General features: G+C 69.8%; 28 protein-coding genes. 9 read left to right on the forward strand and 19 right to left on the reverse strand.

Annotated elements, in window-relative coordinates:
- Positions 1-57: 57 nt before the first annotated feature.
- Both gap and tkt read right to left on the reverse strand, forming a co-directional pair.
- On the reverse strand, positions 58-1,056 hold the full coding sequence (gene gap / locus ACE3T5_RS15535; RefSeq protein ID WP_374668985.1) for a type I glyceraldehyde-3-phosphate dehydrogenase: 999 nt from the start codon (positions 1,054-1,056) through the stop codon (positions 58-60).
- 36 nt (positions 1,057-1,092) lie between these two features.
- Entirely contained in the window at positions 1,093-3,123 is a 2,031-nt protein-coding gene (gene tkt, locus ACE3T5_RS15540; RefSeq protein ID WP_374668986.1) for a transketolase, read from the reverse strand.
- 112 nt (positions 3,124-3,235) lie between these two features.
- Here tkt and speD point away from each other — a divergent pair, with 112 nt between their 5' ends.
- The 3 genes from speD to ACE3T5_RS15555 all read left to right on the forward strand — a co-directional run bounded on the left by speD (position 3,236) and on the right by ACE3T5_RS15555 (position 5,884).
- Complete coding sequence (speD, locus tag ACE3T5_RS15545) at positions 3,236-3,613, forward strand: adenosylmethionine decarboxylase (protein WP_374668987.1); 378 nt, start codon at positions 3,236-3,238, stop codon at positions 3,611-3,613.
- On the forward strand, positions 3,613-4,305 hold the full coding sequence (gene murU, locus ACE3T5_RS15550) for an N-acetylmuramate alpha-1-phosphate uridylyltransferase MurU (protein WP_374668988.1): 693 nt from the start codon (positions 3,613-3,615) through the stop codon (positions 4,303-4,305). The genes speD and murU overlap by 1 nt, the downstream gene beginning before the upstream one ends.
- 181 nt (positions 4,306-4,486) lie before the next feature.
- Positions 4,487-5,884: an aminopeptidase P N-terminal domain-containing protein gene (locus tag ACE3T5_RS15555; RefSeq protein ID WP_374668989.1), complete on the forward strand. Its 1,398-nt coding sequence runs from the start codon at positions 4,487-4,489 to the stop codon at positions 5,882-5,884.
- 16 nt (positions 5,885-5,900) lie between these two features.
- Here the strand turns inward: ACE3T5_RS15555 and ACE3T5_RS15560 are convergent, their stop codons facing one another.
- Together ACE3T5_RS15560 and ACE3T5_RS15565 are read right to left on the reverse strand one after the other, a co-directional pair.
- The gene (locus tag ACE3T5_RS15560; RefSeq protein WP_374668990.1) at positions 5,901-6,254 is read right to left on the reverse strand and encodes a DUF86 domain-containing protein; all 354 of its coding nucleotides are present in this window, start codon (positions 6,252-6,254) and stop codon (positions 5,901-5,903) included.
- The gene (locus ACE3T5_RS15565; protein WP_374668991.1) at positions 6,244-6,561 is read right to left on the reverse strand and encodes a nucleotidyltransferase family protein; all 318 of its coding nucleotides are present in this window, start codon (positions 6,559-6,561) and stop codon (positions 6,244-6,246) included. The genes ACE3T5_RS15560 and ACE3T5_RS15565 overlap by 11 nt, the downstream gene beginning before the upstream one ends.
- 59 nt (positions 6,562-6,620) lie before the next feature.
- On the opposite strand from ACE3T5_RS15565, the gene ACE3T5_RS15570 reads away from it, so the two are divergent.
- Both ACE3T5_RS15570 and ACE3T5_RS15575 read left to right on the forward strand, forming a co-directional pair.
- Positions 6,621-7,070 (forward strand): hypothetical protein, encoded by a 450-nt coding sequence (locus ACE3T5_RS15570; protein ID WP_374668992.1) that lies wholly within the window; start codon positions 6,621-6,623, stop codon positions 7,068-7,070.
- 8 nt (positions 7,071-7,078) lie between these two features.
- Positions 7,079-7,624, forward strand: coding sequence for a DUF998 domain-containing protein (locus tag ACE3T5_RS15575; protein ID WP_374668993.1), 546 nt, complete (start codon positions 7,079-7,081; stop codon positions 7,622-7,624).
- Positions 7,625-7,657: 33 nt separating this feature from the next.
- Here ACE3T5_RS15575 and ACE3T5_RS15580 read toward each other — a convergent pair whose 3' ends face one another.
- The 7 genes from ACE3T5_RS15580 to ACE3T5_RS15610 are packed head-to-tail and all read right to left on the reverse strand — an operon-like array spanning position 7,658 to position 14,492.
- Entirely contained in the window at positions 7,658-8,092 is a 435-nt protein-coding gene (locus tag ACE3T5_RS15580; protein WP_374668994.1) for a putative toxin-antitoxin system toxin component, PIN family, read from the reverse strand.
- Positions 8,092-8,427, reverse strand: a complete 336-nt coding sequence (locus ACE3T5_RS15585) for an AbrB/MazE/SpoVT family DNA-binding domain-containing protein (RefSeq protein ID WP_374668995.1) — start codon at positions 8,425-8,427, stop codon at positions 8,092-8,094. The genes ACE3T5_RS15580 and ACE3T5_RS15585 overlap by 1 nt, the downstream gene beginning before the upstream one ends.
- A gap of 50 nt (positions 8,428-8,477) precedes the next feature.
- On the reverse strand, positions 8,478-10,031 hold the full coding sequence (locus tag ACE3T5_RS15590) for an FAD-dependent oxidoreductase (RefSeq protein WP_374668996.1): 1,554 nt from the start codon (positions 10,029-10,031) through the stop codon (positions 8,478-8,480).
- Positions 10,028-11,566 carry a polyamine aminopropyltransferase gene (locus ACE3T5_RS15595; RefSeq protein WP_374668997.1) on the reverse strand — a complete coding sequence of 513 codons (1,539 nt, stop codon included), beginning with the start codon at positions 11,564-11,566 and terminating at the stop codon, positions 10,028-10,030. The genes ACE3T5_RS15590 and ACE3T5_RS15595 overlap by 4 nt, the downstream gene beginning before the upstream one ends.
- A 45-nt stretch (positions 11,567-11,611) precedes the next feature.
- Positions 11,612-11,833 carry a DUF350 domain-containing protein gene (locus ACE3T5_RS15600; RefSeq protein ID WP_374668998.1) on the reverse strand — a complete coding sequence of 74 codons (222 nt, stop codon included), beginning with the start codon at positions 11,831-11,833 and terminating at the stop codon, positions 11,612-11,614.
- Positions 11,834-11,893: 60 nt separating this feature from the next.
- The gene (locus ACE3T5_RS15605; protein WP_374668999.1) at positions 11,894-13,378 is read right to left on the reverse strand and encodes a DUF4178 domain-containing protein; all 1,485 of its coding nucleotides are present in this window, start codon (positions 13,376-13,378) and stop codon (positions 11,894-11,896) included.
- 25 nt (positions 13,379-13,403) lie between these two features.
- A complete protein-coding gene (locus ACE3T5_RS15610; protein WP_374669000.1) occupies positions 13,404-14,492 on the reverse strand; it encodes an SPFH domain-containing protein in 1,089 nt (362 codons plus the stop codon).
- Between the two features lie 173 nt (positions 14,493-14,665).
- On the opposite strand from ACE3T5_RS15610, the gene ACE3T5_RS15615 reads away from it, so the two are divergent.
- On the forward strand, positions 14,666-14,875 hold the full coding sequence (locus ACE3T5_RS15615; protein WP_374669001.1) for a DUF2061 domain-containing protein: 210 nt from the start codon (positions 14,666-14,668) through the stop codon (positions 14,873-14,875).
- Between the two features lie 38 nt (positions 14,876-14,913).
- Positions 14,914-15,513: a 2-hydroxychromene-2-carboxylate isomerase gene (locus ACE3T5_RS15620; protein WP_374669002.1), complete on the forward strand. Its 600-nt coding sequence runs from the start codon at positions 14,914-14,916 to the stop codon at positions 15,511-15,513.
- 29 nt (positions 15,514-15,542) lie between these two features.
- Here ACE3T5_RS15620 and ACE3T5_RS15625 read toward each other — a convergent pair whose 3' ends face one another.
- The 7 genes from ACE3T5_RS15625 to ACE3T5_RS15655 all read right to left on the reverse strand — a co-directional run bounded on the left by ACE3T5_RS15625 (position 15,543) and on the right by ACE3T5_RS15655 (position 21,711).
- Positions 15,543-16,151 (reverse strand): heme-binding protein, encoded by a 609-nt coding sequence (locus tag ACE3T5_RS15625; RefSeq protein ID WP_374669003.1) that lies wholly within the window; start codon positions 16,149-16,151, stop codon positions 15,543-15,545.
- A gap of 13 nt (positions 16,152-16,164) precedes the next feature.
- Entirely contained in the window at positions 16,165-16,626 is a 462-nt protein-coding gene (locus tag ACE3T5_RS15630; RefSeq protein ID WP_374669004.1) for a DUF3429 domain-containing protein, read from the reverse strand.
- Positions 16,627-16,743: 117 nt separating this feature from the next.
- The gene (locus ACE3T5_RS15635) at positions 16,744-17,502 is read right to left on the reverse strand and encodes an ABC transporter permease (protein WP_374669005.1); all 759 of its coding nucleotides are present in this window, start codon (positions 17,500-17,502) and stop codon (positions 16,744-16,746) included.
- 4 nt (positions 17,503-17,506) lie between these two features.
- Entirely contained in the window at positions 17,507-19,123 is a 1,617-nt protein-coding gene (locus ACE3T5_RS15640) for an amidohydrolase (RefSeq protein ID WP_374669006.1), read from the reverse strand.
- Between the two features lie 13 nt (positions 19,124-19,136).
- Positions 19,137-20,108 (reverse strand): ABC transporter substrate-binding protein, encoded by a 972-nt coding sequence (locus tag ACE3T5_RS15645; protein WP_374669008.1) that lies wholly within the window; start codon positions 20,106-20,108, stop codon positions 19,137-19,139.
- A gap of 47 nt (positions 20,109-20,155) precedes the next feature.
- Positions 20,156-20,920: an ABC transporter permease gene (locus tag ACE3T5_RS15650; protein WP_374669009.1), complete on the reverse strand. Its 765-nt coding sequence runs from the start codon at positions 20,918-20,920 to the stop codon at positions 20,156-20,158.
- Complete coding sequence (locus tag ACE3T5_RS15655) at positions 20,917-21,711, reverse strand: ABC transporter ATP-binding protein (protein ID WP_374669010.1); 795 nt, start codon at positions 21,709-21,711, stop codon at positions 20,917-20,919. The genes ACE3T5_RS15650 and ACE3T5_RS15655 overlap by 4 nt, the downstream gene beginning before the upstream one ends.
- A 153-nt stretch (positions 21,712-21,864) precedes the next feature.
- Between ACE3T5_RS15655 and ACE3T5_RS15660 the strand changes: the two genes are divergently transcribed.
- A complete protein-coding gene (locus ACE3T5_RS15660; protein WP_374669011.1) occupies positions 21,865-22,590 on the forward strand; it encodes a GntR family transcriptional regulator in 726 nt (241 codons plus the stop codon).
- A gap of 16 nt (positions 22,591-22,606) precedes the next feature.
- Here ACE3T5_RS15660 and ACE3T5_RS15665 read toward each other — a convergent pair whose 3' ends face one another.
- Positions 22,607-23,239, reverse strand: a complete 633-nt coding sequence (locus ACE3T5_RS15665) for a class I SAM-dependent methyltransferase (protein WP_374669012.1) — start codon at positions 23,237-23,239, stop codon at positions 22,607-22,609.
- Positions 23,240-23,310: 71 nt separating this feature from the next.
- Between ACE3T5_RS15665 and ACE3T5_RS15670 the strand changes: the two genes are divergently transcribed.
- A partial coding sequence (locus ACE3T5_RS15670; RefSeq protein ID WP_374669013.1) for a LysR family transcriptional regulator occupies positions 23,311-23,688 on the forward strand: 378 nt, incomplete at its 3' end.

The following is a 23,688-nucleotide window of genomic DNA, read 5'->3' on the forward strand; positions in this document are numbered from 1 at the left end:
GCGCGCCCCAAGGGGCGCGCTTTCCTGGATTCCCGCCTGCGCGGGAATGACGGATGACTACTTCGCCACCACCCGCACCATCTCCAGGCACTTGTTCGAGTAGCCCCACTCGTTGTCGTACCAGGACACGAGCTTGACGAAGGTACCGTCCAGCGCGATGCCGGCGTCGGCGTCGAAGATGGAGGTGCGGGTGTCACCCACGAAGTCCGTCGCCACGACCTTGTCTTCGGTGTAGCCGAGGATGCCCTTCAGCGGGCCTTCGCTCTGGGCCTTCATCTCGGCGCAGATCTCGGCGTAGGTGGCGGGCTTTTCCAGTTCCACCGTCAGGTCCACCACCGACACGTCGGAGGTGGGCACGCGGAAGCTCATGCCGGTGAGCTTCTTGTTCAGCTCGGGGATCACCACGCCCACGGCCTTGGCGGCGCCGGTGGAAGACGGGATGATGTTTTCCAGGATGCCGCGGCCGCCGCGCCAATCCTTGTTGCTGGGGCCGTCCACGGTCTTCTGGGTGGCGGTGGCGGCGTGCACGGTGGTCATCAGGCCGCGCTTGATGCCCCACTTGTCGTTCATCACCTTGGCGATGGGCGCCAGGCAGTTGGTGGTGCACGAGGCGTTGGAGATGATGTCTTCGCCCTTGTACTTGGCGTGGTTCACGCCGAACACGAACATGGGCGTGTCGTCCTTGCTGGGGGCGGACATGATCACCTTCTTGGCGCCGGCGGCCAGGTGCTTGGCGGCGCCCGCCTTGTCCAGGAAGATGCCGGTGGATTCGATCACCACGTCGGCGCCGATCTCGCCCCACTTCAGCGCGGCGGGGTCCTTCTCGGCCGTCAGGCGGATCTTCTTGCCGTTGACGATGAGCGTGTTGCCTTCCACGGCGATGGTGCCCTTGAAGCGGCCGTGCACGCTGTCGTACTGCAGCATGTAGGCCAGGTAGTCCGGCTCCAGCAGGTCATTGATGCCCACGATCTCGATATCGGGGAAGTTCTGCACTGCGCTGCGCAGCACGTTGCGGCCGATGCGGCCGAAGCCGTTGATGCCAACCTTGATCGCCATGTTGATTGCTCCTTTGGTCCTTTGAAAACGGGGATGTCAGCCGCGCCGCGCCAGCCCGAGGGCGACACGCATCGTGTCCGCCACGTTCTCGGGGGTGAAGCCGAAGTGCTTGAACAGCACGCCGCCGGGGGCGGATTCGCCAAAACGGTCCAGCCCCACCACGGCGGCGCAGCCGTACTTCCACCAGCCGTCGGTCACGCCGGCTTCCACCGCCACGCGGGGCAGGCCGGCGGGCAGCACAGAGAGCTTGTAGGCGGCGTCCTGCCGGTCAAACACGGTGGTGCTGGGAACGGAGACCACGCGCACCGGCACGCCATCCGCGGCCAGCAGCTCCTGCGCCTTCAGCGCCAGGGCCACTTCAGAGCCAGTGGCGAGGATCACGCCTTGCGGTGCTTCCACCGCCGGGTCGGCCAGCACATAGGCGCCGCGGGCGATGGTGCCCTCATCCGCGCGGGCAGCAAAGGGCAGGTTCTGGCGCGACAGCAGCAGCGCGCTGGGGCGGTCACGGTGGCGCAGCGCCTGGGCCCAGGCCACCAGCGTCTCGGCCGTGTCGGCGGGGCGCCAGACATCCAGGTTGGGGATCAGGCGCAGGCTGGCCGCGTGCTCCACGCTCTGGTGCGTGGGGCCGTCCTCGCCCAGGCCGATGGAATCGTGCGTGAACACGTGCACCACGCGGCGCTTCATCAGCGCGGCCATGCGGATGGCGTTGCGGCTGTAGTCGCTGAAGGTGAGGAAGGTGCCGCCGTAGGGGATGTAGCCGCCATGCAGCGCCACGCCGTTCAGGATGGCGGCCATGCCGAACTCGCGCACGCCGTAGTTGATGTGGCGGCCGATGCGGCCCTGCTCGTCGCGCTTCACGTCGCCCGCCAGATCGAAGCGCAGCGCGGGCGTGGACTTCGTGTTGGTGAGGTTGGAGCCGGTCAGGTCGGCGGAGCCGCCCAGCAGCTCCGGCAGGGCGGCGGTGAGCGCCTCCAGCGCCAGCTGCGAGGCCTTGCGCGTGGCCACGGTCTCGGCCTTGGCCTGCGTGGCGGCCAGGGCTTCAGCGACGACGGCGTTGAAGTTCGCCGGCAGGGCGCCCGACATGCGACGCTCGAACTCGGCGGCCAGGGCGGGGTGGGCCTCGCGATACAGCTCGAAGCGGTCTTGCCACGCGGCCTCGGCCTTGGCGCCGCGCTCGCGGGCGTTCCAGGCCTGCACCACTTCATCAGGCAGCTCGAAGGGCGCGTGCGTCCAGCCCAGCGCGGCGCGGGTGAGCGCGATTTCCTCGGCGCCCAGCGGCTCGCCGTGCGCCTTGGCGGTGTTGGCGCGGTTGGGCGAGCCCTTGCCGATGTGCGTCTTGGCGACGATGAGCGTGGGCTTGTCGGCGCTGCGGCGGGCGGCGGCGATGGCGTGGTCCACCGCGTTCACGTCGTGGCCATCCACCGGGCCCAGCACGTTCCAGCCGTAGGCCTTGAAGCGCGCCGGCGTGTCGTCCACGAACCAGGGCGCCACCTGGCCGTCGATGGAGATGCCGTTGTCGTCGTAGATCGCAACCAGCTTGTTCAGCTTCCACGCGCCGGCCAGCGCGCAGGCCTCGTGGCTCACGCCTTCCATCAGGCAGCCATCACCCAGGAAGACGTAGGTGTGGTGGTCCACGATGGCATGGCCTTCGCGGTTGAACTCGGCGGCCAGCAGCTTCTCGGCCAGCGCCATGCCCACGGCGTTGGTGATGCCCTGGCCCAGCGGGCCGGTGGTGGTCTCCACGCCCGGGGTGACATCCACCTCGGGGTGGCCGGGCGTCTTGCTGTGCAGCTGGCGGAAGGCCTTGAGCTCCTTCATCGGCAGGTCGTAGCCGCTGAGGTGCAGCAGCGCATACAGCAGCATGGAGCCGTGGCCGTTGGAGAGCACGAAACGGTCGCGATCCGCCCACAGCGGGTTGTCGGGGCTGTGCTTGAGGTGGCGGTTCCACAGCGCCACCGCGATCTCCGCCATGCCCATGGGCGCACCCGGATGGCCCGAGTTGGCTTGTTGCACGGCGTCCATGGCGAGCGCGCGGATCGCGTTCGCCATCAGGGAATCGTTGGCCATCGGGGGCTGCTCCGGGGAAGGGGGACTCAGGGGAAACCCGGGATTTTACCGGGTCGCCCGGGGGCGGCCGGCCGGGCCCGGAAGGGCCGGGCCTTGGCATACAGTCGGGGCCATGAAAGGCCTGCACCTCACGGCTGACCTGCACCGCTGCCGCTGCGATGCGGCGTGGCTGACAGACGCCGAGGCGCTGGGCGAGTGGTGCACCGCCGCCGTGCAGCGCGCGGGGCTGCAGCCGGTGAGCCATCTCTTCCACACCTTCCCGCCCAGCGCGCACGGCCCGGGCGGCGTGACGGCCACGGTGCTGCTGGCCGAATCGCACCTGTGCCTGCATACCTGGCCCGAGCAGCGCGGCGTGACGGCGGACGTGTACGTCTGCAACTTCAGCGCCGACCACTCGGCCAAGGCGCGCGCGCTGATGGATTCGGTGGTGGCCCACTTCCAGCCGGAGTGGACGGAGCAGCGGAGTCTGGATCGCGGAGAGACAGCCTGATGAAGGCCCAGGCCATCGTGCTGGCGGCCGGGCGCGGCGAGCGCATGCGCCCGCTCACGAACGCGTGCCCCAAGCCGCTGCTACCGGTGCGCGGCAAGCCGCTGATCGAGTGGCACCTGGAAGCGCTCGCGCGCGCTGGCGTGCGCGACATCGTGATCAACACCGCCTGGCTGGAAGAGCAGATTCCGGCGGCGCTGGGTGATGGCAGCCGCTGGGGCCTGCACATCACCTACTCCATGGAAGGCCGCGACCACGGCGGCGCGCTGGAGACGGCCGGCGGCATCGCCAAGGCCCTGCCACTGCTGGACGAGACGTTCTGGGTCGTCTCCGCCGACATCCACGCGCCGGGCTTCGTATTCGACGAATCACGCCGGGCGCGCTTTGCGGGCAGCGGGATGCTGGCGCATCTGTGGCTGGTACCGAACCCGGACTTCCATGCCAAGGGCGACTTCGGCATCGGCGCCGATGGCCTGGGTCTGGCCGATGAGGCGGGGCCGGATGGGCAGCGCTGGACCTATGCCAACTACGCGCTGCTGCACCGTGAGCTGTGCGCGCACCTGCCCGTGGGGCAAAAGGCCGCGCTGGGGCCGCTGCTCTATGCGGGGATGCGCCAGCGGTGTATCACGGTGGAGCGGTACGCGGGGGAGTGGCACAACGTGGGCACGCCGGGGCAGCTGGCGGCGCTGGGGTGAGGGCGCGGGAGCGCTGGGGTTCCCTCCGGTCACCACCAGCCTACGAATGCACGGCTGCGCCTTGTAGGCTGGCGATGGAGCGAAGCGCAATCCCAGCGGTGCCCTTGCGCCACGCACCCCGACCACCACCCCCCGGAAAACCACACACACGCATTCCCCGCCCAGGCCCGACAATCCCCCCATGAACACCTCCGTGCCCAACACCCTGTACGCCCAGCGCCGCGCCCGCATGGCCGAGAAGCTGGGGCCCAACGGCATCGCGCTGATCCCCACCGCGCTGGAGCGCCCGCGCAACCGCGACTCGGACTTCCTGTTCCGGCACGACAGCTACTTCTACTACCTCACCGGCTTCACCGAGCCCAACGCCTGGCTGGTGGTCACCGGCGACGGGCGCAGCCGCCTGTTCTGCCAGCCCAAGGACCTGGAACGCGAGATCTGGGACGGCTACCGCCTGGGCCCGGAGGCCGCGGTGGGCGCGCTGCAGATGGACGAGGCCTACCCCATCGGCGAGCTCGATGCACAGCTGCCCAAGCTGCTGGAGAACCGCAATGTGGTGTGGTTCCCCTTTGCCATCCACGCCGGGCTGGAGGCGCGGGTGGGCGGCTGGCTCAACGCCGTGCGCGCCCGCGTGCGCTATGGCGCGCTGTGCCCGGAGAGCCAGCGCGACCTGTGCACCGTGCTCGACGAGATGCGCCTGATCAAGGACGCGCAGGAGCAGGACATCATGCGCCGTGCCTCCGCCATCAGCGCACGCGCCCACATCCGCGCCATGCAGACCAGCGCGCGCATGCTGCGCGCCGGCCAGGACGTGCGCGAGTACCACCTCGATGCCGAGCTGCTGCACGAGTTCCGCGCCGGCGGCTCGCAGTACCCGGCCTACGGCTCCATCGTCGCGGCGGGCGCCAATGCCTGCGTGCTGCACTACCGCGCGGATGCCGCGCCGGTGCGCGCGGGCGAGCTGGTGCTGATCGACGCCGGCTGTGAGCTCGATGGCTACGCGAGCGACATCACGCGCACCTTCCCCGCCGACGGAACGTTCACCGGCCCGCAGCGCGCGCTGTACGACATCGTGCTGGCCGCGAACGAGGCCGCCGTGGCCGCCACCCGGCCCGGCGCCCGTTTCACCGACCCGCATGACGCCGCCGTGCGCGTGCTGGCCCAGGGCATGCTGGATGTCGGCCTGCTGGACAAGGCCAAGGTCGGCAGCGTGGACGACGTGATCGCCAGCCGCGCCTACTTCGCCTTCTACATGCACCGCACCGGCCACTGGCTGGGCATGGACGTGCACGACTGCGGCAGCTATGTGGAGCCGTCCGAGGTGGGCACGGTGAGCGAACGCAAGGACCCGCTCTCCGGCGAGATCATCAAGGACCGCCCCAGCCGCATCCTGCAGCCCGGCATGGTGCTGACCATCGAGCCCGGCATCTACGTGCGCCCGGGTGAAGGCGTGCCGGAGGCCTTCCACCACATCGGCATCCGCATCGAGGACGACGCCATCGTCACCCCCGGCGGCTGCGAGCTGATCACGCGCGGCGTGCCGGTGAAGGCGGATGAGATCGAGGCGTTGATGCGGGGGTGAGGCAAGGCGGCCGCGTTCAGGAGGCAGGCGGCAGCGCCTGCAGCAGCACCGAGAGCCGCTCTCGAAGCGCCGGCAAATGGCCTTCGACAACACCCCAGGTCAGTGCGTCATCCACCGAAGCGTAGCCATGGACCAGGACATTGCGCATGCCAACGATGCGGTGCAGCTCAGGAATGCGCTGCGCCCACACTGGATCCAGGCGCCTGAGTTGGGCGAGCGCTTCGCCGATCACTTCAAGCTGCCGCTCGACCGCTGATCGAAGCAGATCGTTGCGCAAATAGTCATCGAATGTTTGCCCGCGAACGAACGCGGTCACCTTGTCAGCAGCGCGGCTCGCATCCCACAGGAGCTTTGCAGCCTCACTTGGCATAGACAGCGCGCGCCTCCTCAAGCACCCTGGCACGCAGGTAAGGATTGGCGAGGGATGCGTCGGTCAACAGGTCCACCGGCTTGGCGAGGAGGGACTGGAGGCCTTCACGAAGCGTGAAATAGGCCTCCGCATAGTCCTTGGGTGGCAACGCTTCGAATTCCACCAGGAAGTCCAGATCACTGCGAGCAGCATCGAAGTCAGGGCGAGTTCCTGAGCCGAACAGGGCCAGGCGCCGCACGTGCGCGGCGTCACACAGCCGGGCGATCGCCGCCGCGTGGTGCTCGATCAGTTGCCTGGCTTCATCCATTCGTGCAGTTTAGTGGTTGAACCTGCGCCGCGCCATGCGGGTCGCGCGACAATCCGCCCATGCTCAACATCCGCTACGAACCCACCGAAACCTCCGAGCCCTGCCCGTGCGGCTGCGGCGGGCGCACGATCTCGCTCACGCGCTTCGTGGAGGCCGATGGCGAGCCGGTGGCTGTTTGCTACGCGCGCCTGGCCACCTCGCACCCGGATCGCATCGCGGCGGCCACCTTGAGCCTGGGTGACTTTGCGGAAGGCAGCACCCCGGCGGACCGGGTGGCCTTTGCCTGGTCGGTTCGCCTGCGCGATGACCTGTACCACCTGGATCTGCTGGAGGCGGCGCAGTCGCCCTGGCAGGCTGTGGAAGTGATCGGCCGCACGCTGGGCCGGCAGGAGGCCGCGCAGCACCCGCGCGTGGAAGACGCGTGGCAACTGGCCGAGCATGTGCTGGGGAACGACCTGGTGCTGCGGCGGTATCTGGCGGGCGAGCCCGAGGGGGTTCGGCTGCCCTAGGCTGACCCATGTCGCCCACCCGCCTCGGCATCCTCGTCTTCGCTGTCGCGGTGGCGCTGGGGCCGCTGTACACGGTGGCGGGCTACTCACCGGCCAGCAACCTGATCAGCGAACTGGCTGCCCAGCAGACGCGCGGCAGCGAGTACATGGTCGCGGGCTTCCTGGCCCTGGGCGGCGGCGTGCTGGCCGATGCACGCGGCGGCTGGCGCGGGCCGCGCGCGGCGTTCGGATTGTTCGGTCTCTGCATGGCGCTGGCGGGCCTGGTCGGCCACAAGCCGATCACGCCGGGCGTGCCGTTCGACGAGTTGCTGCATCAGGCGCATGGGCTGCTGGGCACGTTGTCGGGCATTTCGATCACGGTGGGATTCGCGTGGCAGGCCTGGCGAGAGAAGGTGCCAGCCGCACGTGGCGTCGCGGCCCTGCTCGCGGTGCTGGCGCTGGCCCTGCCCCTGGCGATGCTCGCCGTCCCGGCGTGGCAAGGGTTGATCCAGCGCGTGATGTACGCGGCGTTCCTCGCGTGGCTGTGGTTGCGTTATCCGGGGCGCGTGGCGTAGTTGGGAGCGCCGCGAGTCCGGGATTCATATGAGTTACCCGCCGGCTGGCAGATGCGCCCTGCAAAACCCATCGACATCCATCACCTTGCAAAGCCCGCGCGTCCCCGCCAGGGCCAGCAGATCCCCGTCGCCTGAAACCAGCACCTTGGCCCGCCCCGCCACGGCCAGATGCAGGAAGGGCAGGTCGTTGATGTCCCGGCAAGGGGGAACGGCAGGTGGCGGCTCGGGGATCGGCACGACCTCCGCCCAGGGCAGGTAGTCGGCCAGCAACTCCTGCCGTTCGTCAGCGGTGAGGCGGAACTTGGGGTAGGCCAGCACGCGAATCAGTTCCTCCGCAGTGGCCTTGCTCACCAGCGGCTTGAACCGCTCGGCCTGCCACGCCGCGCGCACGCGGGCGGCCGGGCCACCGCGGAACACCAGCGCCGACAGGACGACGTTCGTGTCCAGCACGACGCGCAGCGTCGCCATCAGCGGCCCCGCGCCGGCTTTCTGGGTGTTGCCGCCTTGCGCGGCGGCGACACGCGTCGCTTGGGCGCAGGTGCCGCCGCGTAGGCGACCTGCGGTTGCGCCGCGGTCAGCGCGGCAGCGGAGCGCGCCCACGCCACGGCATCGGCCATGTCCGCCTCGCCGAGGCCTAGCGCGGCGAGCTTGGCCCGCACGGCATCCCCACGCTGGATGCGTACGGGCGTCAGCACGATCTGCCCGGAGCGGACCTCGACATCCAGGTACTCGACGCTGCCCAGTGCGTCGAGGGCTGCCTTGGGCAAGGTGAGCTGATTCTTGGAAGTGAGCTTGGCCAGCATCGAGAAATCCGTGAAGAAAGGATTCCTTACTTTAGCAAACTTGCCCCTGCCTACACCATTCGTCCCGCCGCATGCCCGCGGGTGAAGGCCTCTTCAAAGATCGAGTAGCCGGACCAGTCCCCGTGCGCAAACTTCAGGCGGGCACTGTCCGGCGACGCGGGCAGGCCGCTCAGCAAGCCCGGCACAGGAATGGGCATGGCGTGGCCGTAACGAGCCACCTGCACCTGCGTGATCTGCTGCTCGATGTGCGGGTGCGCGGCCGCGAGTTCGTCGATGGCGCGGTCGCGCCAGTGCGTCCACGGTTGCCGCAGCACCTCGGCGCGCGCGGCCTCGCCCGGGGCCAGGTACCACGACAGCACCGTGGGGCCGGGCGCGGGGTTGAGGGATTGATGGGTGGCCACCACGTAGCCCAGCGCGTCGCCGCTGCCGTGCAGCACGTTGTCCCAGGCGAGCGGCATGCCGCCGTGCGGGCGATCCCGCGGCGGCGCCTTCAGGTGCAGGTTCACCACCAGCCAGGGCGCGTGGCGGATGCGCTGTGCCAGGGCCTTCAATGGATCCGGCGCGTTCACCACCACGCGCGCCGCGATGAAGGCCGGCAGCGCCACGATGCACTGCGTGGCCTGCCAGCGCGCGACGCGGCCGGTGGCGGCGTCGATGGCATCCACCGCCACGCCGTGCCGCAGCGCCTCGATGCGCGTCACGATGCGGCCGGTGTGGACACGCTCGCCCAGGGGGCGCGCCAACGCGCGCGTGAGCCAGCCATTGCCCTCGGGCCAGGTGAGCAGGCCCTCGTAGTCGGTGGGCGCGTCGAAGCCCGGTGCCCGAAAGCCGTGCCGCGCGGCGAAGTAGTGCAGGCCCGCCGCCGCTGACACGGTGGCCGTGCCGGCGCCATAGTCGTCGCGGCAGCAATAGTCCAGGTACCAGCGCAGATGCGGATCAGTGAGTCCCCGTGCGTCCAGCCACGCGGCGAACGTCTCGCCGTCCCAGGGTTTCAGCCGTTGCGGCGCGCGCAGCGGAATGCGGAAGGCGCCGTCACGGCCCGCCGCGGCCACCTCGCGGGCGAAGCGCGCGTAATGCGCTAGGCGTGTCGCTCCCGCGCCTGCGAGTGGCAGCAGCCCCTCCTGCCACTGGCCCTCGATCCACAGCCGCTCCTGCGGCGCGTGGCACAGGTGGCGTTCGTCATAGGTCCAGCGGCCGGCCACGCGGCGGCGCAGGCCCAGCTCCTCCAGCAGGGATTGCACCTCGGGCGCGGCATCCGATGGCAGCGGCAGGTAGTGCGCGCCCTGCGGGCAAGCGATGCCGCCCAGCATGCCGGGGCGGCTGTTGCCACCGGGCTGATCCTCCAGCTCCAGCAGCGCGATGTCTTCCACGCCGCGCTGGCGCAGCGCGCGCGCGGCGGCCAGGCCGGCGACCCCGCCACCGGCGATGACGGTGTGCACGCGATGGGTGGCGGCCGGTGGCGCCGATGGCAGCGCGTCACGCAGGCGGTGGCCGCGCTCCGCGCTGGCGCCGGCGAAGCCGCCGCGGATCTCGCCCTCCTCGTCGCAGGCGGCCAGGCCCAGGGGCGCCGCCAGGAAGGCGCGGCGCGTGAGCGCCGTGCTCACGGCGTCACCTTGCCCCACTCGCGCTCGAAGGTGGTCACCAGCACCTGGTTGCCCAGCTTGTGCACCTCCGCCGGCACACGCGCCATGTCGCGCGGGAAGTCGAACAGCGGCGGCACGCCCGCGGGCGTGAGGAAGCGCAGGCCCTCGGGCAGCGACTCGGGCGGCCGCCAGGGCCGGCGGCTCGCGATGATGAAGCCCCACTCGCCGAAGCTGGGCACGTTGGCGTGATAGGGCGCGGTGCGCAGGCCCACGGACTCCATCGTCGTCACCACCGTCCAGAAGCTCTGGCGCGCGATCAGGGGCGAGGTGGTCTGCACCACCGCGTAGCCGCTGGCGGCCAGGCGTTGATCGAGCAGGGCATAGAAGGCATTGGTGTAGAGCTTGCCGATGGAGAAGTTGGTGGGGTCCGGGAAGTCCACCACGATCACATCGAACATCTCGCCGGGCTGCTGCAGCCACTGGAAGGCGTCGGTGTTGACGATCTTCACCTTGGGCGACTGCAGCGCACCGCCGTTCAGCGCCACCAGGCGCGGATCGGTGGCGAACAGGCGCGTCATGTTCGGGTCCAGCTCTACCAGCGTCACGCTTTCCACCTGCGGATGGCGCAGCACCTCGCGCACGGCCAGGCCGTCGCCGCCGCCCAGCACCGCCACCTTGCGCGGCGCGCCGTGCGCGGCCAGCGCGGGATGCACCAGCGCCTCGTGGTAGCGGTATTCGTCAGCCTGCGCGAACTGCAGGTTGCCGTTCAGGTACAGCCGCAGGCCGTTGCGGCCCTGGGTGAGCACGATGCGCTGCCAGGGCGAGGATTCGGCCAGCACGATCTTGTCCTGGTAGAAGCGGTCTTCCGCCAGCGAGGTGATGTGCCGGCTGCCGGCGAAGGCGCCGGTGAGCACGCCGACCGTGAGCACACAGGCCACCGCATGCGCCGCGAAGCGCCGCAGCTCATGCCGGAACAGCCACAACGCCCACAGCGCCACCAGCGCGTTCATCAGGCCGAACAGCAGGCCAGTGCGGATCAACCCCAGCTGCGGTACCAGCAGCAGCGGGAAGGCCACGGAGACGGCGAGCGCGCCGAGGTAGTCGAAGGTGAGCACCTGCGACACCAGCTCACGCAGGCCCACGTCACGCTTGAGGATGCGCATCACCAGCGGGATCTCCAGCCCCACCAGCAGGCCCACCATCAGCACCAGGCCATACAGCAGCACGCGGAAGGCACCGGGCTGCCAGGCGTGCACCAGAAACAGCACGGCCGGCAGGAAGCCGCCGACCAGCGCCACCAGCAGCTCGATGCGCAGGAAGTGCGCGGGCAGCTGCCGGTCGAAGTAGCGCGACAGCCACGAGCCCACGCCCATGGCGAAGAGGTAGGTGCCGATGATGGTGGAGAACTGCAGCACCGAATCACCCAGCACGTAGCTGGCCAGCGCGCCGGCCGCCAGCTCGTACACCAGCCCGCAGGCGGCGACGACGAAGACGGAGGCGAGCAGCGCCACCTCCAGCGGGCGGGGCGATGCGGCCGCGGGCTGCGGATCAGACACGGCAGGCGGCCCCGGCGCGGCGGGGCCGGATGACGGGCCGCACGGTCACCCGTGGACGGCGGCGGCGATGATGAAGGAGACGCCCAGCGCCATGCCGGCCACCACCACCGCCAGCGCCATGTTCTGCTTCTCGACGATCTCTTCCCACAGGTTGTAGGGGGTGAGCTTGTCCACCACGATGAAGCTGGCCAGCAGCACCACCACGCCGATCACCGCGTAGAGGATGGAGCCGAAGAAGGCGCCTGGTTTCAACCACTCAAGACCCATGATGACCTCCAAGGAAACCTGTTGCATGCCCCTGCGGGGCGTTCGTTCGCGGGGCGTTCATCACTTGTGCGACCCGCCGGACCAGCCGCCCGACGAGCGCGAGCTGCTGCCGCCCGAGGAGCTCCAGTTGTCGTCATCGCACGCGCGCAGCACGGCGAGGAGGACGATGATGAGAATGATCACCAGGATGATCGTGGCACAGCCGCAGCCCGTGCCCCCGCCGGATGTGGGGCCCGCGTCCCCGCGCTTGAACTGGTCGCGCTTGCTGTCCAGCTTGAAGGCCGAGGCGACCGTGTCGCTCTCGACCTGGTTGCCCACCGACCAGGTGCGCTCGCGCGGCGTCTCCTCCATCGACAGCAGGGCCTTGCCCTTGGCGTAGTCGCGGTTGAAGGTGGTCTGCCCGCGCTCCACCGGCCAGTAGAACTCACCGGCCACGTAGGTGGTCTGCGCCTTGTAGGCGTACTTCTGCTGGTAGGTGGTGCCCAGGTAGTGGGCGACCTTCATGTCCTGCGAGAGCTTGGGCGCGCCGGTGGCGGGCTTCACCACGCTCCAGCCCTCGGTGCTGTCGACCAGGAAGCTGAAGCCGCGCTTGGCGTTGAAGAGCAGGTATTCGTCCCACCCGAAATGCTCGTCGGGGTCGTCGGGCTCGGTGCCCAGGCGATGCTGGAAGCCCACCACCTGCCAGTGCACGCCCTGCAGCTGGCCCACGCTGCCGAGCGGGATGATGGGCTGCACCGGCTCGTCCTGCAGCGCGTGGCGCAGCTCGCCGCCGATGCCCTGGCTGAGATCGATCAGGCTGTTGCAGCTGCGGCAGGTGATGCTCTTGGTGCCTTCGAGCTTCACCTCGATCTGCGCGCCGCAGTTCGGGCAGGCGAACTGGCGGCCCTTGGTCTCCTTGGCGCTCTCGTCCTTCAGGCCGGTGAGCGCCAGGTCCTCCAGCAGCACGCCACGCCCGCGCGACAGCTGCGGCGGCTGGCTGCCGTAGTCGACGGAGAGGACCTCGTTGTCTTCGCTGCGCAGCTCCACCTGCGCGAAGGGCTCGTTCAGCGGCGGCAGCTTGGGCAATTCCCCCTGCGCCGAGATCAGCACGACCTGATCGTTGGAGGCGACGGTGTAGCTCTTGCCGTTGATGGCGGTGGTGGCGCCCACGCGAAACTGCTCGGCCGCCGGCACCTCACGCTGGGTGCTGGCCGGAACGGCCATCACGTAGGCGCCGTTGTCCTCCGCCAGCCAGGCCGTGCCGCCGTCGTTCAGCAGGGCATGCCATTCGGTCCAGGTGCCGGACGGGCTCTTGTACTGCAGCCGCCCGACCAGGGTGAAGCCCTTGCCCTGGAAGCGCCCGCTGGCCATGAGCTGCAGCGGGCTGTGGTCGTCGAACAGCTCCGCCATCTTGCCGATGCGCGAGAGCGTCTCGCCGTCGCGCACCACGGTGCTCTGGCAATAGCCGCACACCGCGTGCGTGGACTGCGCACTGCGGAACTCCACCGGCGCGCCACAGCCCGGGCAGGGCGCGCGGTAGGAACGTTGGGTGTTGGAGGTGGCCAAGATCTGGCGAGGGGGAGTGGCCCTCCTAGATCAATTTCTTCAAGAGCTCCGCTTTCTTGGCATCGAACTCTTCCTGCGTGAGGATGCCCTTGGCCTTGAGGTCGCCCAGCTTTTCCAGCGTGGCCATCACGTCCTCGGGCTTCACGCCCACGGCGGCCGCAGCCTGCGTGGCAGCGGCCTGCGCAGCCTGCGCCGCCGCCGCACCCGCGGCCGGCACGCCGACCTGCAGGCCCTGCTGCAGGTTCTGTGCGAGCACCTGGCCCATGGCGAGACCGGCGCCCAGGCCCATGGCATCGCCCACCACGCTGCCGCCACCACCCCCACCGCCCTGCCCGGCGGCCTGCGCCATGGCGGGGATGGCCTGGGCCGTCTGGTACTGCATGAACTTGCCCATGTCGTTGCCGATCATGCCCATGCCGATGCGCTGGTCCAGGATCTTCTGCAGCTCCTCGGGCAGCGAGACGTTCTGCACCGTGATCGTCTCCAGCTTCAGGCCGATGGCGTCGAAGGCGGGCGTCAGCTCCTTGTTCAGCGCGTTGGCGAACTCGATCTGGTTGGCCGCCAGGTCCAGGAAGGGAATGCCGCTCTGCGCGATGGCGTCGGAGATGTGCTGCAGGATGGTCCCGCGCAGCTGGCCGTCGAGATCGCTCACCGTGTAGGTTTCGCGCGTGCCGGAGATGTTGGCGTGGAACTTGGCCGGGTCCGCAATGCGGTAGGCGTAGTTGCCGAAGGCGCGCAGACGCACGGCACCGAAATCCTTGTCGCGGATGGTCACCGGCTGCGGCGTGCCCCAGCGCTGGTCGATCTGCTGGCGCGTGCTGAAGAAGTAGACGTCGCTCTTGAAGGGCGACTCGAACAGCTTGTCCCAGTTCTTGAGGTAGGTGAGAACGGGGATGGTCTGCGTCGTGAGCTTGTACATGCCGGGGCCGAAGACATCGGCCACCTTGCCCTCGTTCACGAACACCGCCATCTGCGACTCGCGCACGGTGAGCGAGGCGCCGTACTGGATCTCCATGTCCGCCATCGGGAAGCGCCAGGCGAGGGTGCCGTCGCCGGACTCCGTCCATTGCAGGATGTCGATGAACTGTTTCTTGATGAAATCCATCAGGGCCATGGCGTTCCTCTCCTCGGCGGTGGGTGACGGATCATGATACTGCCGGGGTGTGGCGGCGCGGTGCGCACGATGCCCGGGGATTCGATAGTGACTATCAATGAGCTAGCCGATATCGATTGGATTTGTCTGCTCCCGATGCCTACCATGACAGGCATCCCAACCGGAGAAGCACCATGGCCCGAATCGTCCACGCCCACCTGCCCACGCTGAAGAAGACCGCCAGCTACTACGTGATGCACATCGTGGTGGCAGCCGCCGTCGCCTATGCGGTGACCGGCAACCTGTGGATGGCCTTCACCCTCAGCCTGCTCGAACCCACCGTGCAGGCGGTGGCGTTCTTCTTTCATGAGAAGGCGTGGGAGCGGCGAGCGGTAGTGGCGTGAGCCTTTGCGTTCGGCCAGACGCCGGGCGACAATGAAAAATGAGCTTGCCCGCTGTCGAGATCTGGCTGGAATACGCCAGCACCTATTCGTACCTCACTGTCGCGCGTGTCGGGAAACTGGCGCGCGAGCGGGGCGTCATACTCGACTGGCAGCCGTTCTTCCTGCCGCCGGTGCGGGATCAGCAGAACATGGGTTTCCCGTTCCCGGAGGCCTCCGCCAAGACGGCCTACATGTGGCGCGACCTCGAACGCCGCGCCCGGCACCACGGCCTGCCGTACCGCCGGCCGGAGCAGTACCCCGTCAACTCGCTGCAGACCATCCGCGTGGCGCTGCTGGGCGCGCGCGAGGGCTGGTGCCAGGCTTTCACCGAAGAGGCCTTCCGCCTGCACTGGACCGAGGGCCGGCTGATCGGCACCGACGAGAACCTGCATGCTGCCTTGCGGCATGCCGGGCAGGATCCGGCGCGGGTCGTGGCTGCTGCGTCGTCCCCCGAGAACAAGGAGGCGCTCAAGGCACAGACGCCGCGTGCGCTGGCGCGCGGCATCTTCGGTGCCCCTTCCTTCGTCGTGCGGGGCGAGCTGTTCTGGGGCGATGACCGGCTGGAGGATGCGATCGATTTCGCGGTGACGGGCGCTTGAACGCCGGCGGGCCGGCGCAGCACCGTCTCTCAGGGATCCAGCGTCAACCAGATCTCATTGCGCCGAAGAAACCACGGCGTGATGGGCGGGTCGTAGCGCGAGTAGGTGGGCTCGCCCGACCAGCGCAGGCCGGCCGCGCGCAGGGTGGCCTGCAGCTTCGCCAGGTGCTCGTCGTAGTTGGCCTGCGACCAGAAGCCGGTGTAGCGGATCACCGCGACGCGGCGCGCCGGCTCCTCGCGCAGCTGCACGCGCGGATCCAGCGGCTGCGGCGCGGTGGCGAGCGTGATGCCCCTGGGCAGCACGAACTGCACGACGTAGCCATCGGGCACCGGCACCTGCGTCACGGGGGCCGTCATCGCCATCTTCATGGGCGCGGGCGTCTGCGTGACCGGGGCCGTCATCTCCAGCGACCGGGCGCCCTTGTTCTTGCCGAAGATGTAGCCCGCCAGGATGGGGAAGGCCTGGCTGCCCGCCTCATCGGCCGAGGCGGCGATGGTGACTTGCGCCACCACGTACGGCGCGTACTGCCGGACTTCGATGCCATCGAGATGCTGCACGACCTCGTAGGCGGGTTCTTCGATGGCCATGGCGACGGCGGGGCAGATCGCGAGGAGGGCGGCAAGAAGGAGGGCACGCATGGCAAGGGTCCACTCAGGCGCGGCCGGCAGCCAGCCACGCACTCGTCGCCAGGCAGAGGGAGGCCACCACCGTGAGCCGCCAGCGCAGCGGCAGGTACCAGCCCGGCAAGCCTGCCGAACGGGCCAGCCGGTGGTCCTGCACCAGATGCAGCGCAAAGCCGGCCACCAGCACCAGCGTGGCCACAGGCCCGGCCTTCAGGAGCGCCGGCCAGGCCATCAGGGCCGGCACCACGCTCCAGGCGAATGCGCGACGCCGCACGGCGGGCGCCAGGCCCGAGGCGCTCATCGCGATGCCCCAGTGCAGCGCGCCCACGAAGCTGAGGATGACGGCGCCGTAGGCCACGAGCGCCCGCGACCAGTCCGTCGCGCGCGGCGGATCTGCCGCCGCCAGGACGGCCAGGCCCAGGAAGGGCAGCAGGCCGCCATAGCCCAGCCAGGTGACTTCGATGGGGGGTGCGGTGCGGGAGGTCGTCATCGGGTTCGCATCGCGGCGGTGAAAGGCGCAGCGCGATGCGAGGGAAGGTAGCAAAGCCGCCCGTACCGTGCCGGTGTAGGCCTATTCGGGAGGCATCCATCGCGCCTCCGCCAGCCCCTACTCCCCCCGCCGCCACCAATGCAGCACCCGCTGCTCCACCGCCAGCAGCGCGAGGTTCAGCCCGTACCCCAGCGCCGCCAGCAGGAAGATGGCCGCGTACATGTCGCTCGCACGCATGGCGTACTGCATGGTCATGATGTAGTAGCCGATGCCTTCGCTGCCGGCGATCATCTCGGCGACCACACTCACGATCAGCGCCAGCGCGAGGCTGGTGCGCAGGCCGGCCAGGATGTAGGGCAGGCTGGCGGGCAGCACCACGGTCGCCAGCGTGCGCAGGCGGCCCACCTGGAAGGTGCGCGCCACGTCCAGCGCGGTCGGGTCCACCGCGCGCACGCCGCTGACGGTGTTGACCAGCACCGGGAAGAAGCAGGCGAACGCGACCGCGAACACCTTCATGGCATGGTCGATGCCCAGCAGCAGGATGAGTGGCGGCACGATGGCCGGCATGGGAATGGGGCGCAACAGTTCCACCAGGGATCGCAGCGCGGCATCCGCCAGCGGGAAGCTCGCCATCGCCATGCCGAGCAGCACGCCCGCCGCTGAGCCGATGGCGAAGCCGGCGGCCATGCGCCACAGCGTGGAGCCGAACACCTGCGCCAGCTCGCCATTGGCGAGGCCACTTGCGATGGCCTTCAGGATCTCGGTGACTGGCGGCCAGTTGCTGCTGGTCACCCAGTAGCGGGCCGAGACCTGCCACAGCACCAGCAGGCCAACGAGCAGCACGACACCCCAGAAGCGATGCGGAAGGGCACGCATCGCTTCAGGCCTCGTGCACCACGCGGCCATCCACCGCGGTAGCGAGCACGCGCGCGTCGCGCAGCGCCTCGGGGTCGCAGGTGAGGGGGTCCACCGACAGCACCGTCCAGTCCGCCAGCAGGCCGGGGCGCAGCATGCCGCGCTCGTGCTCGCTGAAGCTCACGTACGCGGCGTCGCGCGTGTAGAGCGCCAGCGCCTCTTCGCCACTCACCGCCTGCAGGCGGCCCACCGGTTCGTCGGTGCCCGCGATGTGCCGCGTGCGCGCCTGCCACAGCCCCAGCAGCGGCTGGAAGGGCGTGACGGGCGAGTCGGAGCCGCCGCCCACCACCACGCCGCCGTCGATCCAGCTGCGCACCGGCGTGGCCAGCGCCATCAGCGCCGTGCCGAAGCGCTTCACCAGCAACGGGCCGAAGGTGTACTGCATCGAGCACTGCGTGGCCACCGTGACGCCCATGCGCGCGGCGTCGCGGATGTTGTGCGCCTCGGGCCACAGGTAGGCGTGGATCAGACTGAAGCGCAGCGGGCGCAGCGGAATCTGCGCGTTGATCTCGTCGAAGATCTCCAGCGCGATGTCGATGGCCTTGCCGCCCACCACGTGCACGCCGAGCGACCAGCCCTGGCGCGCGCAGGCCCAGGCGATCTGGCGGAACGACTCCGTGGGCGTGACCTGGATGCCGCAGTTGCAGCGCTCGTCCGGGTAGGGCTCGCGCATCAGTGCGGTGCCCAGCGATGCGCCGCCATCCAGGAACAGCTTGACGCCGCCCAGCTTGAGCCGTGCGTCGCCGAAGCCGGTGGTCTGGCCCGCGTGGGTGATCCAGGCCAGCGTCTCTGCCAGCGGCCGGCTGGAATCGGCCAGCGGCATCATCACCGTGCGCACGGTGAGCTCACCGCGCTGCCACAGGCGCTGATAGAGCCGCATCATCTCCGGCGAGACCCCAGGGTCCATGATGCCGGTGAGGCCGGCCGCGTGGTAGCCGCGCTGCATCTCGCGCAGCGCATCGGCCTGCTCCTCCACCGAAGGCATGGGCACGAGCCGCGCCACCTGCTCGAAGGCGGTGGGCTCCAGCAGCACGCCATTGGGGTGGCCCGATTCGTCACGCTCGAAGCGGCCGCCCGGCGGATCGGGCGTGTCGGGGCCGATGCCGGCCATCTTCAGGGCCAGCGAGTTGGCCCCGCCGGCGGGGCCCACTCGCGGCAGGTACACGGGGCGGTCGGGGCAGACCGCGTCCAGCTCCTGCCGGGTGGGGTAGCGGCCTTCGCGCAGGCTCACCACATGCCAGCCGCTGCCGCTCATGATCCAGGGCTTGTCCGGGTGGCGTTCGGCGTAGGCCCGCACGGCCGCCTGGATGTCGGCGATGGAGCGCGCCGGCGCCAGGTCGACCAGGCGCGTCTGGATCGCCGTCCACTGCATGTGGTTGTGCGTGTCGATCAGGCCGGGCACCACCGTGCCTTCGGCGTAGTGCCGTTTGTGCGGCGCGGGGCCGAGCGCCGCCAGGGCTTCCTCCCGCGTGCCCACGGCGACGATGCGGCCGCCGTGGACCGCCATGGCCTGCGCACGCGGCCGTGCCGGATCCATCGTCACGATGTCCCCGGTCACCAGCACCTGTTGCGACGTCGTCATCGGCGCCGGTGCCTCAGGCCTTGAGCGCCGTGCGATGCAGCAGCGCGCGCGTGTCGAAGTCGCCCTCCAGCAGGCCGTTGCGCCGCATCTGCTCGGCCACCGGCACCAGGGCGGCGGGGTCCACCGCTTTCTCGAACGGCGCGGAGGGCAGCTTGGCAATCAGCTCCGGCGGCATGCGCGTGTAGCCGGAGACGAGCTTGTAGTACTCCTCGGCCTTCAGGTTCTGGTTCACCCAGTCCACGCCCTTGTGATACGCCCGCACCCAGCGCTCGATCACCTGCGGGTTCTGCTCGATGAAGGTCTTGCTGGCCGTGTATTGCGCGGCGGGCAGGCGCTTCTGCACCGTGGTGTACGGGTAGGCGACCACCTGCATGTCGGCCGCGACCGCGCCGGAGACGAAGGGCTCCACCGCGAAGGCTGCATCGACCCGGTCACCACGCACGGCATCCACCATCTGCGGGAACGGCACCTCCAGGTAGGTCACGGCGTCGGGGTTGCCGCCGGTGGCGCGCACCCAGGCGCGCGCATACAGCCAGATGATGTTGTTGCGGGTATTCACCGCGATGCGCTTGCCCTCCAGGTCCTTGCCGGTCTTGAAGGCCGCGGTCTTCTTCGCGATCAGCGCCGCCTGGTCCGGCGGGGCGTCACCCGTGGTGCTGCCTGGGGCGATGATCTGCAGGCCCAGCCCCTGCTTGGCCGCCTGGATGATGGAGACGATGTTGCTGAAGACGATCTGCACCTGCCCGGCAGCCAGCGCAGGGATGCCGGCGGCGCCGCCCTGCGTGGGCGTGGTGTCCACCTCGATGCCCTCGGCGGTGAAGAAGCCCTTGGCCACCGCCACCTGCATGGGCGCGACGTCGATGATGGGGATGATGCTGACGCGCAGCTTGGTGGGCTGCGCACGCACCAGCGGCGTGGCGAGGCCGAGGGTGGTGGCGGCAATGGCAGCGGCGGCGGTGCGCCGGCGGATGGGGTGGTGGGTCATCACGTCTTCTCCTGGAGGGTGGGGGGCAAGGGATGGGGAATGCGGTGTCAGCCGGCACGCGTGCCAGACCAGTGGATCGCGCGGCGCTCGATGCGGACGAACACCTCGTTGAGTGCGTAGCCGAGCACGGCGAGGATGACGACCCACGCATACATGTCCACGACGCGGAAGGAGCGTTGCAGGTCGATGATGAGATAGCCGATGCCGCCGGTGCCGGCCATCATCTCGGCGATCACCACCAGCACCAGCGCGATGCCCAGGGCGATGCGCATGCCCGAGAGGATGAGCGGCAGCGCCGAGGGCAGCACCACCTTCCACAGCAGCGCCGCGCGCGAGTGCTGGAAAGTGCGGGCCACGTCGATCATCACCGGGTCCACGCCGCGCACGCCCTGGATGGTGTTGATCAGCACCGGGAAGAAGACCCCCAGCGCCACGGCCGTGATCTTCATCGTGTCGCCCAGGCCCAGGAACAGCATCAGCGGCGGCAGCAGCGCCGGCTTGGGCAGCGGCCGCAGCACCTCCACCAGCGGCTCCAGCAGGCCGTGCACCGGGCGGAAGCGGCCCATGAGCACGCCGAGGGCAATGGCCAGCACGCAGCCGATGGCGTAGGCGAGCACCAGCAGATACATCGTGCGGCCGAGTGGCGCGAAGATCTTGCCGGCGGCGATGACGGTGTAGAGGCGCTGCGCGACGGCGGAGGGTGGAGGCACGAGCACGGCGTTGATCCACCCGGCGCGCACGGCGAGTTCCAGCAGCAGCACCAGCGACACCAGCACGCCCGGGCCGAGCCAGGTGCGCAGGCGGCCGTTCATGCGCCCTTCCCCAGCAGCATCGCCAGCAGCTCGTGCCGCAGCGCCAGATAGCGCGGCAGCTCCGGCGTTTCCAGACGGTCGCGCGGACGGGGCAGGCCCGTCTCCAGCACGCGGACCACGCGCGAGGGCCGCGCCGACAGCACCGCGATGCGGTCGGCCAGGAACACCGCCTCGTCCGCGTCATGCGTGACCAGCACCGCGGTGAAGCCGTGCTTCTGCCACAGGTCCTGCACGATGGCATGCAGCTCCAGCCGGGTGAGCGCATCCACCGAGCTGAAGGGCTCGTCCATCAGCAGCACGCGCGGCTGCGCGGCCAGGGCGCGTGCGATCGTCACGCGCTGCTGCATGCCGCCAGAGAGCTGCGCGGGGTAGTGGCCCGCGAAATCGGCCAGGCCCACCATGTCGAGATAGGCGCGGCTGGCGTCGCGCGCCGCGGCCCGGCTCATGCCCGGCCGATGCTCCACCGCGAACGCCACGTTGTCGAGCACGGTGCGCCAGGGGAACAGCGATTTGCCGTACTGCTGGAACAGGTACACGATGCCCGACGGGGGCGCCGTGACGGTCTGCCCGTTGAACTGCACGAGGCCGCGCGTGGGCAGTGCAAGACCCGCCGCGATCTGCAGCAACGTGGACTTGCCGCAACCCGAAGGCCCGACGATCGCCAGGAACTCGCCCCCGCGCACCGCGAGATCGATCTCGCCCAGCGCCTCCGTCTGGCTGGCGCCGCTGCCGAAGGTCTTGCCGACCCCCGAGATCGACAGGTACCCCGGGCTCGCCACGCTGGCATCCATGTCAGCGCCGCCCACGGTGACGCGGCGTCCGCGCGGCCGAAGCACGGCCGGGCCGGTGGGGGGAGCGAAGTGGGCGGTACTGCATGTGCACGATCGTGCGCCTCCTGTTCAGACGCTGTATACCGCGTTTCAGATTTTGTGTACAGTGACCGGATGAGCTTGCAAGAGAAAGTCCTCATGCAGCTGCGGGACCTGATCCTCAGCGGCGACCTGCCGCCCGGCTCGCGCCTGGCGGAGCAGCACCTGGCCGAGCGCCTGCATGCCTCGCGCACGCCGGTGCGCGCCGCCCTGGTGAGCCTGGAACAGGAGGGCCTGGTCGAGGCCAGCGGCACGGCCGGCTACGTGGTGCGCCAGTTCACCGCGCAGGAGGTGGCGGATGCCATCGCCGTGGGGGGCCCCCCGCGAGGCAGGGCCGCCCGGGGGGGGGGCGCGCCCAGCCGCAGCCGGCAGCTGGCGCGTGACCTGCGCGCCTGCCTGGACGACGGCGACGCCGTGGTCGCCGCGAAGTCATTGCCGGTGGAAGAGTACGCGCCGCGCTACGCCGCCATGAACGACCGCTTCCACGCCCTGCTGATCGAGGCCAGCGGCAACCGCGCGCTGCAACGCGCCATCGCGCTCAACAGCAAGCTGCCCTTCGCCCCTGCCAGCGCCCTGCTGCCCATGCACGGCCCCTTCCCGCTGGACCGTGACTCCATGGCCTATGCCCACCGGCAGCATCACATGCTGTTCGACGCCCTGGAACGCGGCGAAGGCGCCCGCGCGCAGGCCCTGGCCACGGAGCACACCGAGATCGCGCAGTTCAACCTGCGCCAGGCGCTGGAGCGCCGCGAAGAGAGCGTGGGGGCCCTGCCGGGGATCCGGCTGGTGACGGGGCGGTAGGGGGCTGCGGCGCGGATCAGCCCGGCTTGCGCGCCACGATGAACACGCGGAAGTCCTTGCCCCGCGTGCCGTGCCGCTCGACCGACTCGATCCTCAATCCCTGCCGGGCGATGGCCGCCTGCAACTGGTCCGCGTTGAAGCACAGCACATGCGGGGCCTTGCCGATGGCCCGCATCAGGGGCAGCGCGAGCCGCGGGATGAACGGGTTCATCTCGGCGATGCAGGGCGTCTTGGAAAGCAGCAGGCCGCCCGGCCGCAAGGCGTGCACAGCCTGTGACAGGGCGCCCTCCAGATCGCTGACCAGGTGCAGCAGGTTGAACGCCAGCACGGCGTCCCACCCGCCGGGCCCGGGCGCCGGTGCGTCGGCGTCCGCCACCTCGAAACTGAGGGGCGGCACGGGCTGCGCCGCCAGCTTCTCGCGGGCGATGGCGATCATCGCGGTCGAGACGTCGGTGGCGAGGTACCGCCGCACCGTGGGCGCCAGCCGCAGTGCGGTGGTACCGGTGCCGCAGCCGATCTCCAGCACCGCCTGATCGGGGGCGAGCAGCGCCTGCACGCGGCGCAACGTGGCCTCATAGCCGGCCGGGTCGGCAATCGGGTCGGCCGCGTACTTGCGCGCGATGCGGTCCCAGAAGGCGGCTTTGTGCATGGCCGCCATCGTATGCATGCGCGCATCCGCAGGGTAGTGCGCCTGGCTGCATCGGAGATATACATTCGTGCATGGACAAGCTCGACTGGAACCAGCTGAGGGCGTTTCTGCAGACGGCGGAGAGCGGCTCGCTCTCGGCGGCGGCCCGCAAGCTGGGGCTGACCCAGCCGACCCTGAGCCGCCAAGTCGGCGCCATCGAGCAGCGCCTGGGGGTGACCCTGTTCGAGCGCGTGGGCAAGGCCATGGCGCTCACGCCCACCGGGCTGGACCTGCTGGAACATGCCCGCGCCATGGGCGCGGCGGCCGAGTCCCTGGGCCTGGCGGCCACAGGCAGGGCGCAGGCCGTCGAGGGCGTCGTCTCGGTCTCGGCCACCGACATCGTCGCGGCGCAGTGGCTGCCGCCGCTGGTGCGGCAACTGCGCGAGCAGGAGCCGGGCATCGCCATCGAG

It is taken from the genome of Ramlibacter sp. (assembly GCF_041916345.1).
GTDB lineage: Bacteria > Pseudomonadota > Gammaproteobacteria > Burkholderiales > Burkholderiaceae_C > Ramlibacter.

Excerpts from the sequence above, each read along its gene's own strand:
- ACE3T5_RS15580 (WP_374668994.1), bottom strand. The coding sequence starts at position 8,092 with ATGGCGACGCTGCGCGTCGTGCTGGACACGAACGTCGTCCTGTCGGCG.
- ACE3T5_RS15565 (WP_374668991.1), bottom strand. The coding sequence starts at position 6,561 with ATGGATGAAGCCAGGCAACTGATCGAGCACCACGCGGCGGCGATCGCC.
- ACE3T5_RS15645 (WP_374669008.1), bottom strand. The coding sequence starts at position 20,108 with ATGACCCACCACCCCATCCGCCGGCGCACCGCCGCCGCTGCCATTGCC.
- ACE3T5_RS15640 (WP_374669006.1), bottom strand. The coding sequence starts at position 19,123 with ATGACGACGTCGCAACAGGTGCTGGTGACCGGGGACATCGTGACGATG.
- ACE3T5_RS15615 (WP_374669001.1), top strand. The coding sequence starts at position 14,666 with ATGGCCCGAATCGTCCACGCCCACCTGCCCACGCTGAAGAAGACCGCC.
- ACE3T5_RS15560 (WP_374668990.1), bottom strand. The coding sequence starts at position 6,254 with ATGCCAAGTGAGGCTGCAAAGCTCCTGTGGGATGCGAGCCGCGCTGCT.
- ACE3T5_RS15660 (WP_374669011.1), top strand. The coding sequence starts at position 21,865 with ATGAGCTTGCAAGAGAAAGTCCTCATGCAGCTGCGGGACCTGATCCTC.
- tkt (WP_374668986.1), bottom strand. The coding sequence starts at position 3,123 with ATGGCCAACGATTCCCTGATGGCGAACGCGATCCGCGCGCTCGCCATG.
- ACE3T5_RS15630 (WP_374669004.1), bottom strand. The coding sequence starts at position 16,626 with ATGACGACCTCCCGCACCGCACCCCCCATCGAAGTCACCTGGCTGGGC.
- ACE3T5_RS15610 (WP_374669000.1), bottom strand. The coding sequence starts at position 14,492 with ATGGCCCTGATGGATTTCATCAAGAAACAGTTCATCGACATCCTGCAA.
- ACE3T5_RS15650 (WP_374669009.1), bottom strand. The coding sequence starts at position 20,920 with ATGAACGGCCGCCTGCGCACCTGGCTCGGCCCGGGCGTGCTGGTGTCG.
- ACE3T5_RS15620 (WP_374669002.1), top strand. The coding sequence starts at position 14,914 with ATGAGCTTGCCCGCTGTCGAGATCTGGCTGGAATACGCCAGCACCTAT.
- ACE3T5_RS15585 (WP_374668995.1), bottom strand. The coding sequence starts at position 8,427 with ATGCTGGCCAAGCTCACTTCCAAGAATCAGCTCACCTTGCCCAAGGCA.
- ACE3T5_RS15625 (WP_374669003.1), bottom strand. The coding sequence starts at position 16,151 with ATGCGTGCCCTCCTTCTTGCCGCCCTCCTCGCGATCTGCCCCGCCGTC.
- ACE3T5_RS15600 (WP_374668998.1), bottom strand. The coding sequence starts at position 11,833 with ATGGGTCTTGAGTGGTTGAAACCAGGCGCCTTCTTCGGCTCCATCCTC.
- ACE3T5_RS15655 (WP_374669010.1), bottom strand. The coding sequence starts at position 21,711 with ATGGATGCCAGCGTGGCGAGCCCGGGGTACCTGTCGATCTCGGGGGTC.
- gap (WP_374668985.1), bottom strand. The coding sequence starts at position 1,056 with ATGGCGATCAAGGTTGGCATCAACGGCTTCGGCCGCATCGGCCGCAAC.
- ACE3T5_RS15575 (WP_374668993.1), top strand. The coding sequence starts at position 7,079 with ATGTCGCCCACCCGCCTCGGCATCCTCGTCTTCGCTGTCGCGGTGGCG.
- ACE3T5_RS15635 (WP_374669005.1), bottom strand. The coding sequence starts at position 17,502 with ATGCGTGCCCTTCCGCATCGCTTCTGGGGTGTCGTGCTGCTCGTTGGC.
- ACE3T5_RS15555 (WP_374668989.1), top strand. The coding sequence starts at position 4,487 with ATGAACACCTCCGTGCCCAACACCCTGTACGCCCAGCGCCGCGCCCGC.
- ACE3T5_RS15570 (WP_374668992.1), top strand. The coding sequence starts at position 6,621 with ATGCTCAACATCCGCTACGAACCCACCGAAACCTCCGAGCCCTGCCCG.
- speD (WP_374668987.1), top strand. The coding sequence starts at position 3,236 with ATGAAAGGCCTGCACCTCACGGCTGACCTGCACCGCTGCCGCTGCGAT.
- ACE3T5_RS15665 (WP_374669012.1), bottom strand. The coding sequence starts at position 23,239 with ATGCACAAAGCCGCCTTCTGGGACCGCATCGCGCGCAAGTACGCGGCC.
- murU (WP_374668988.1), top strand. The coding sequence starts at position 3,613 with ATGAAGGCCCAGGCCATCGTGCTGGCGGCCGGGCGCGGCGAGCGCATG.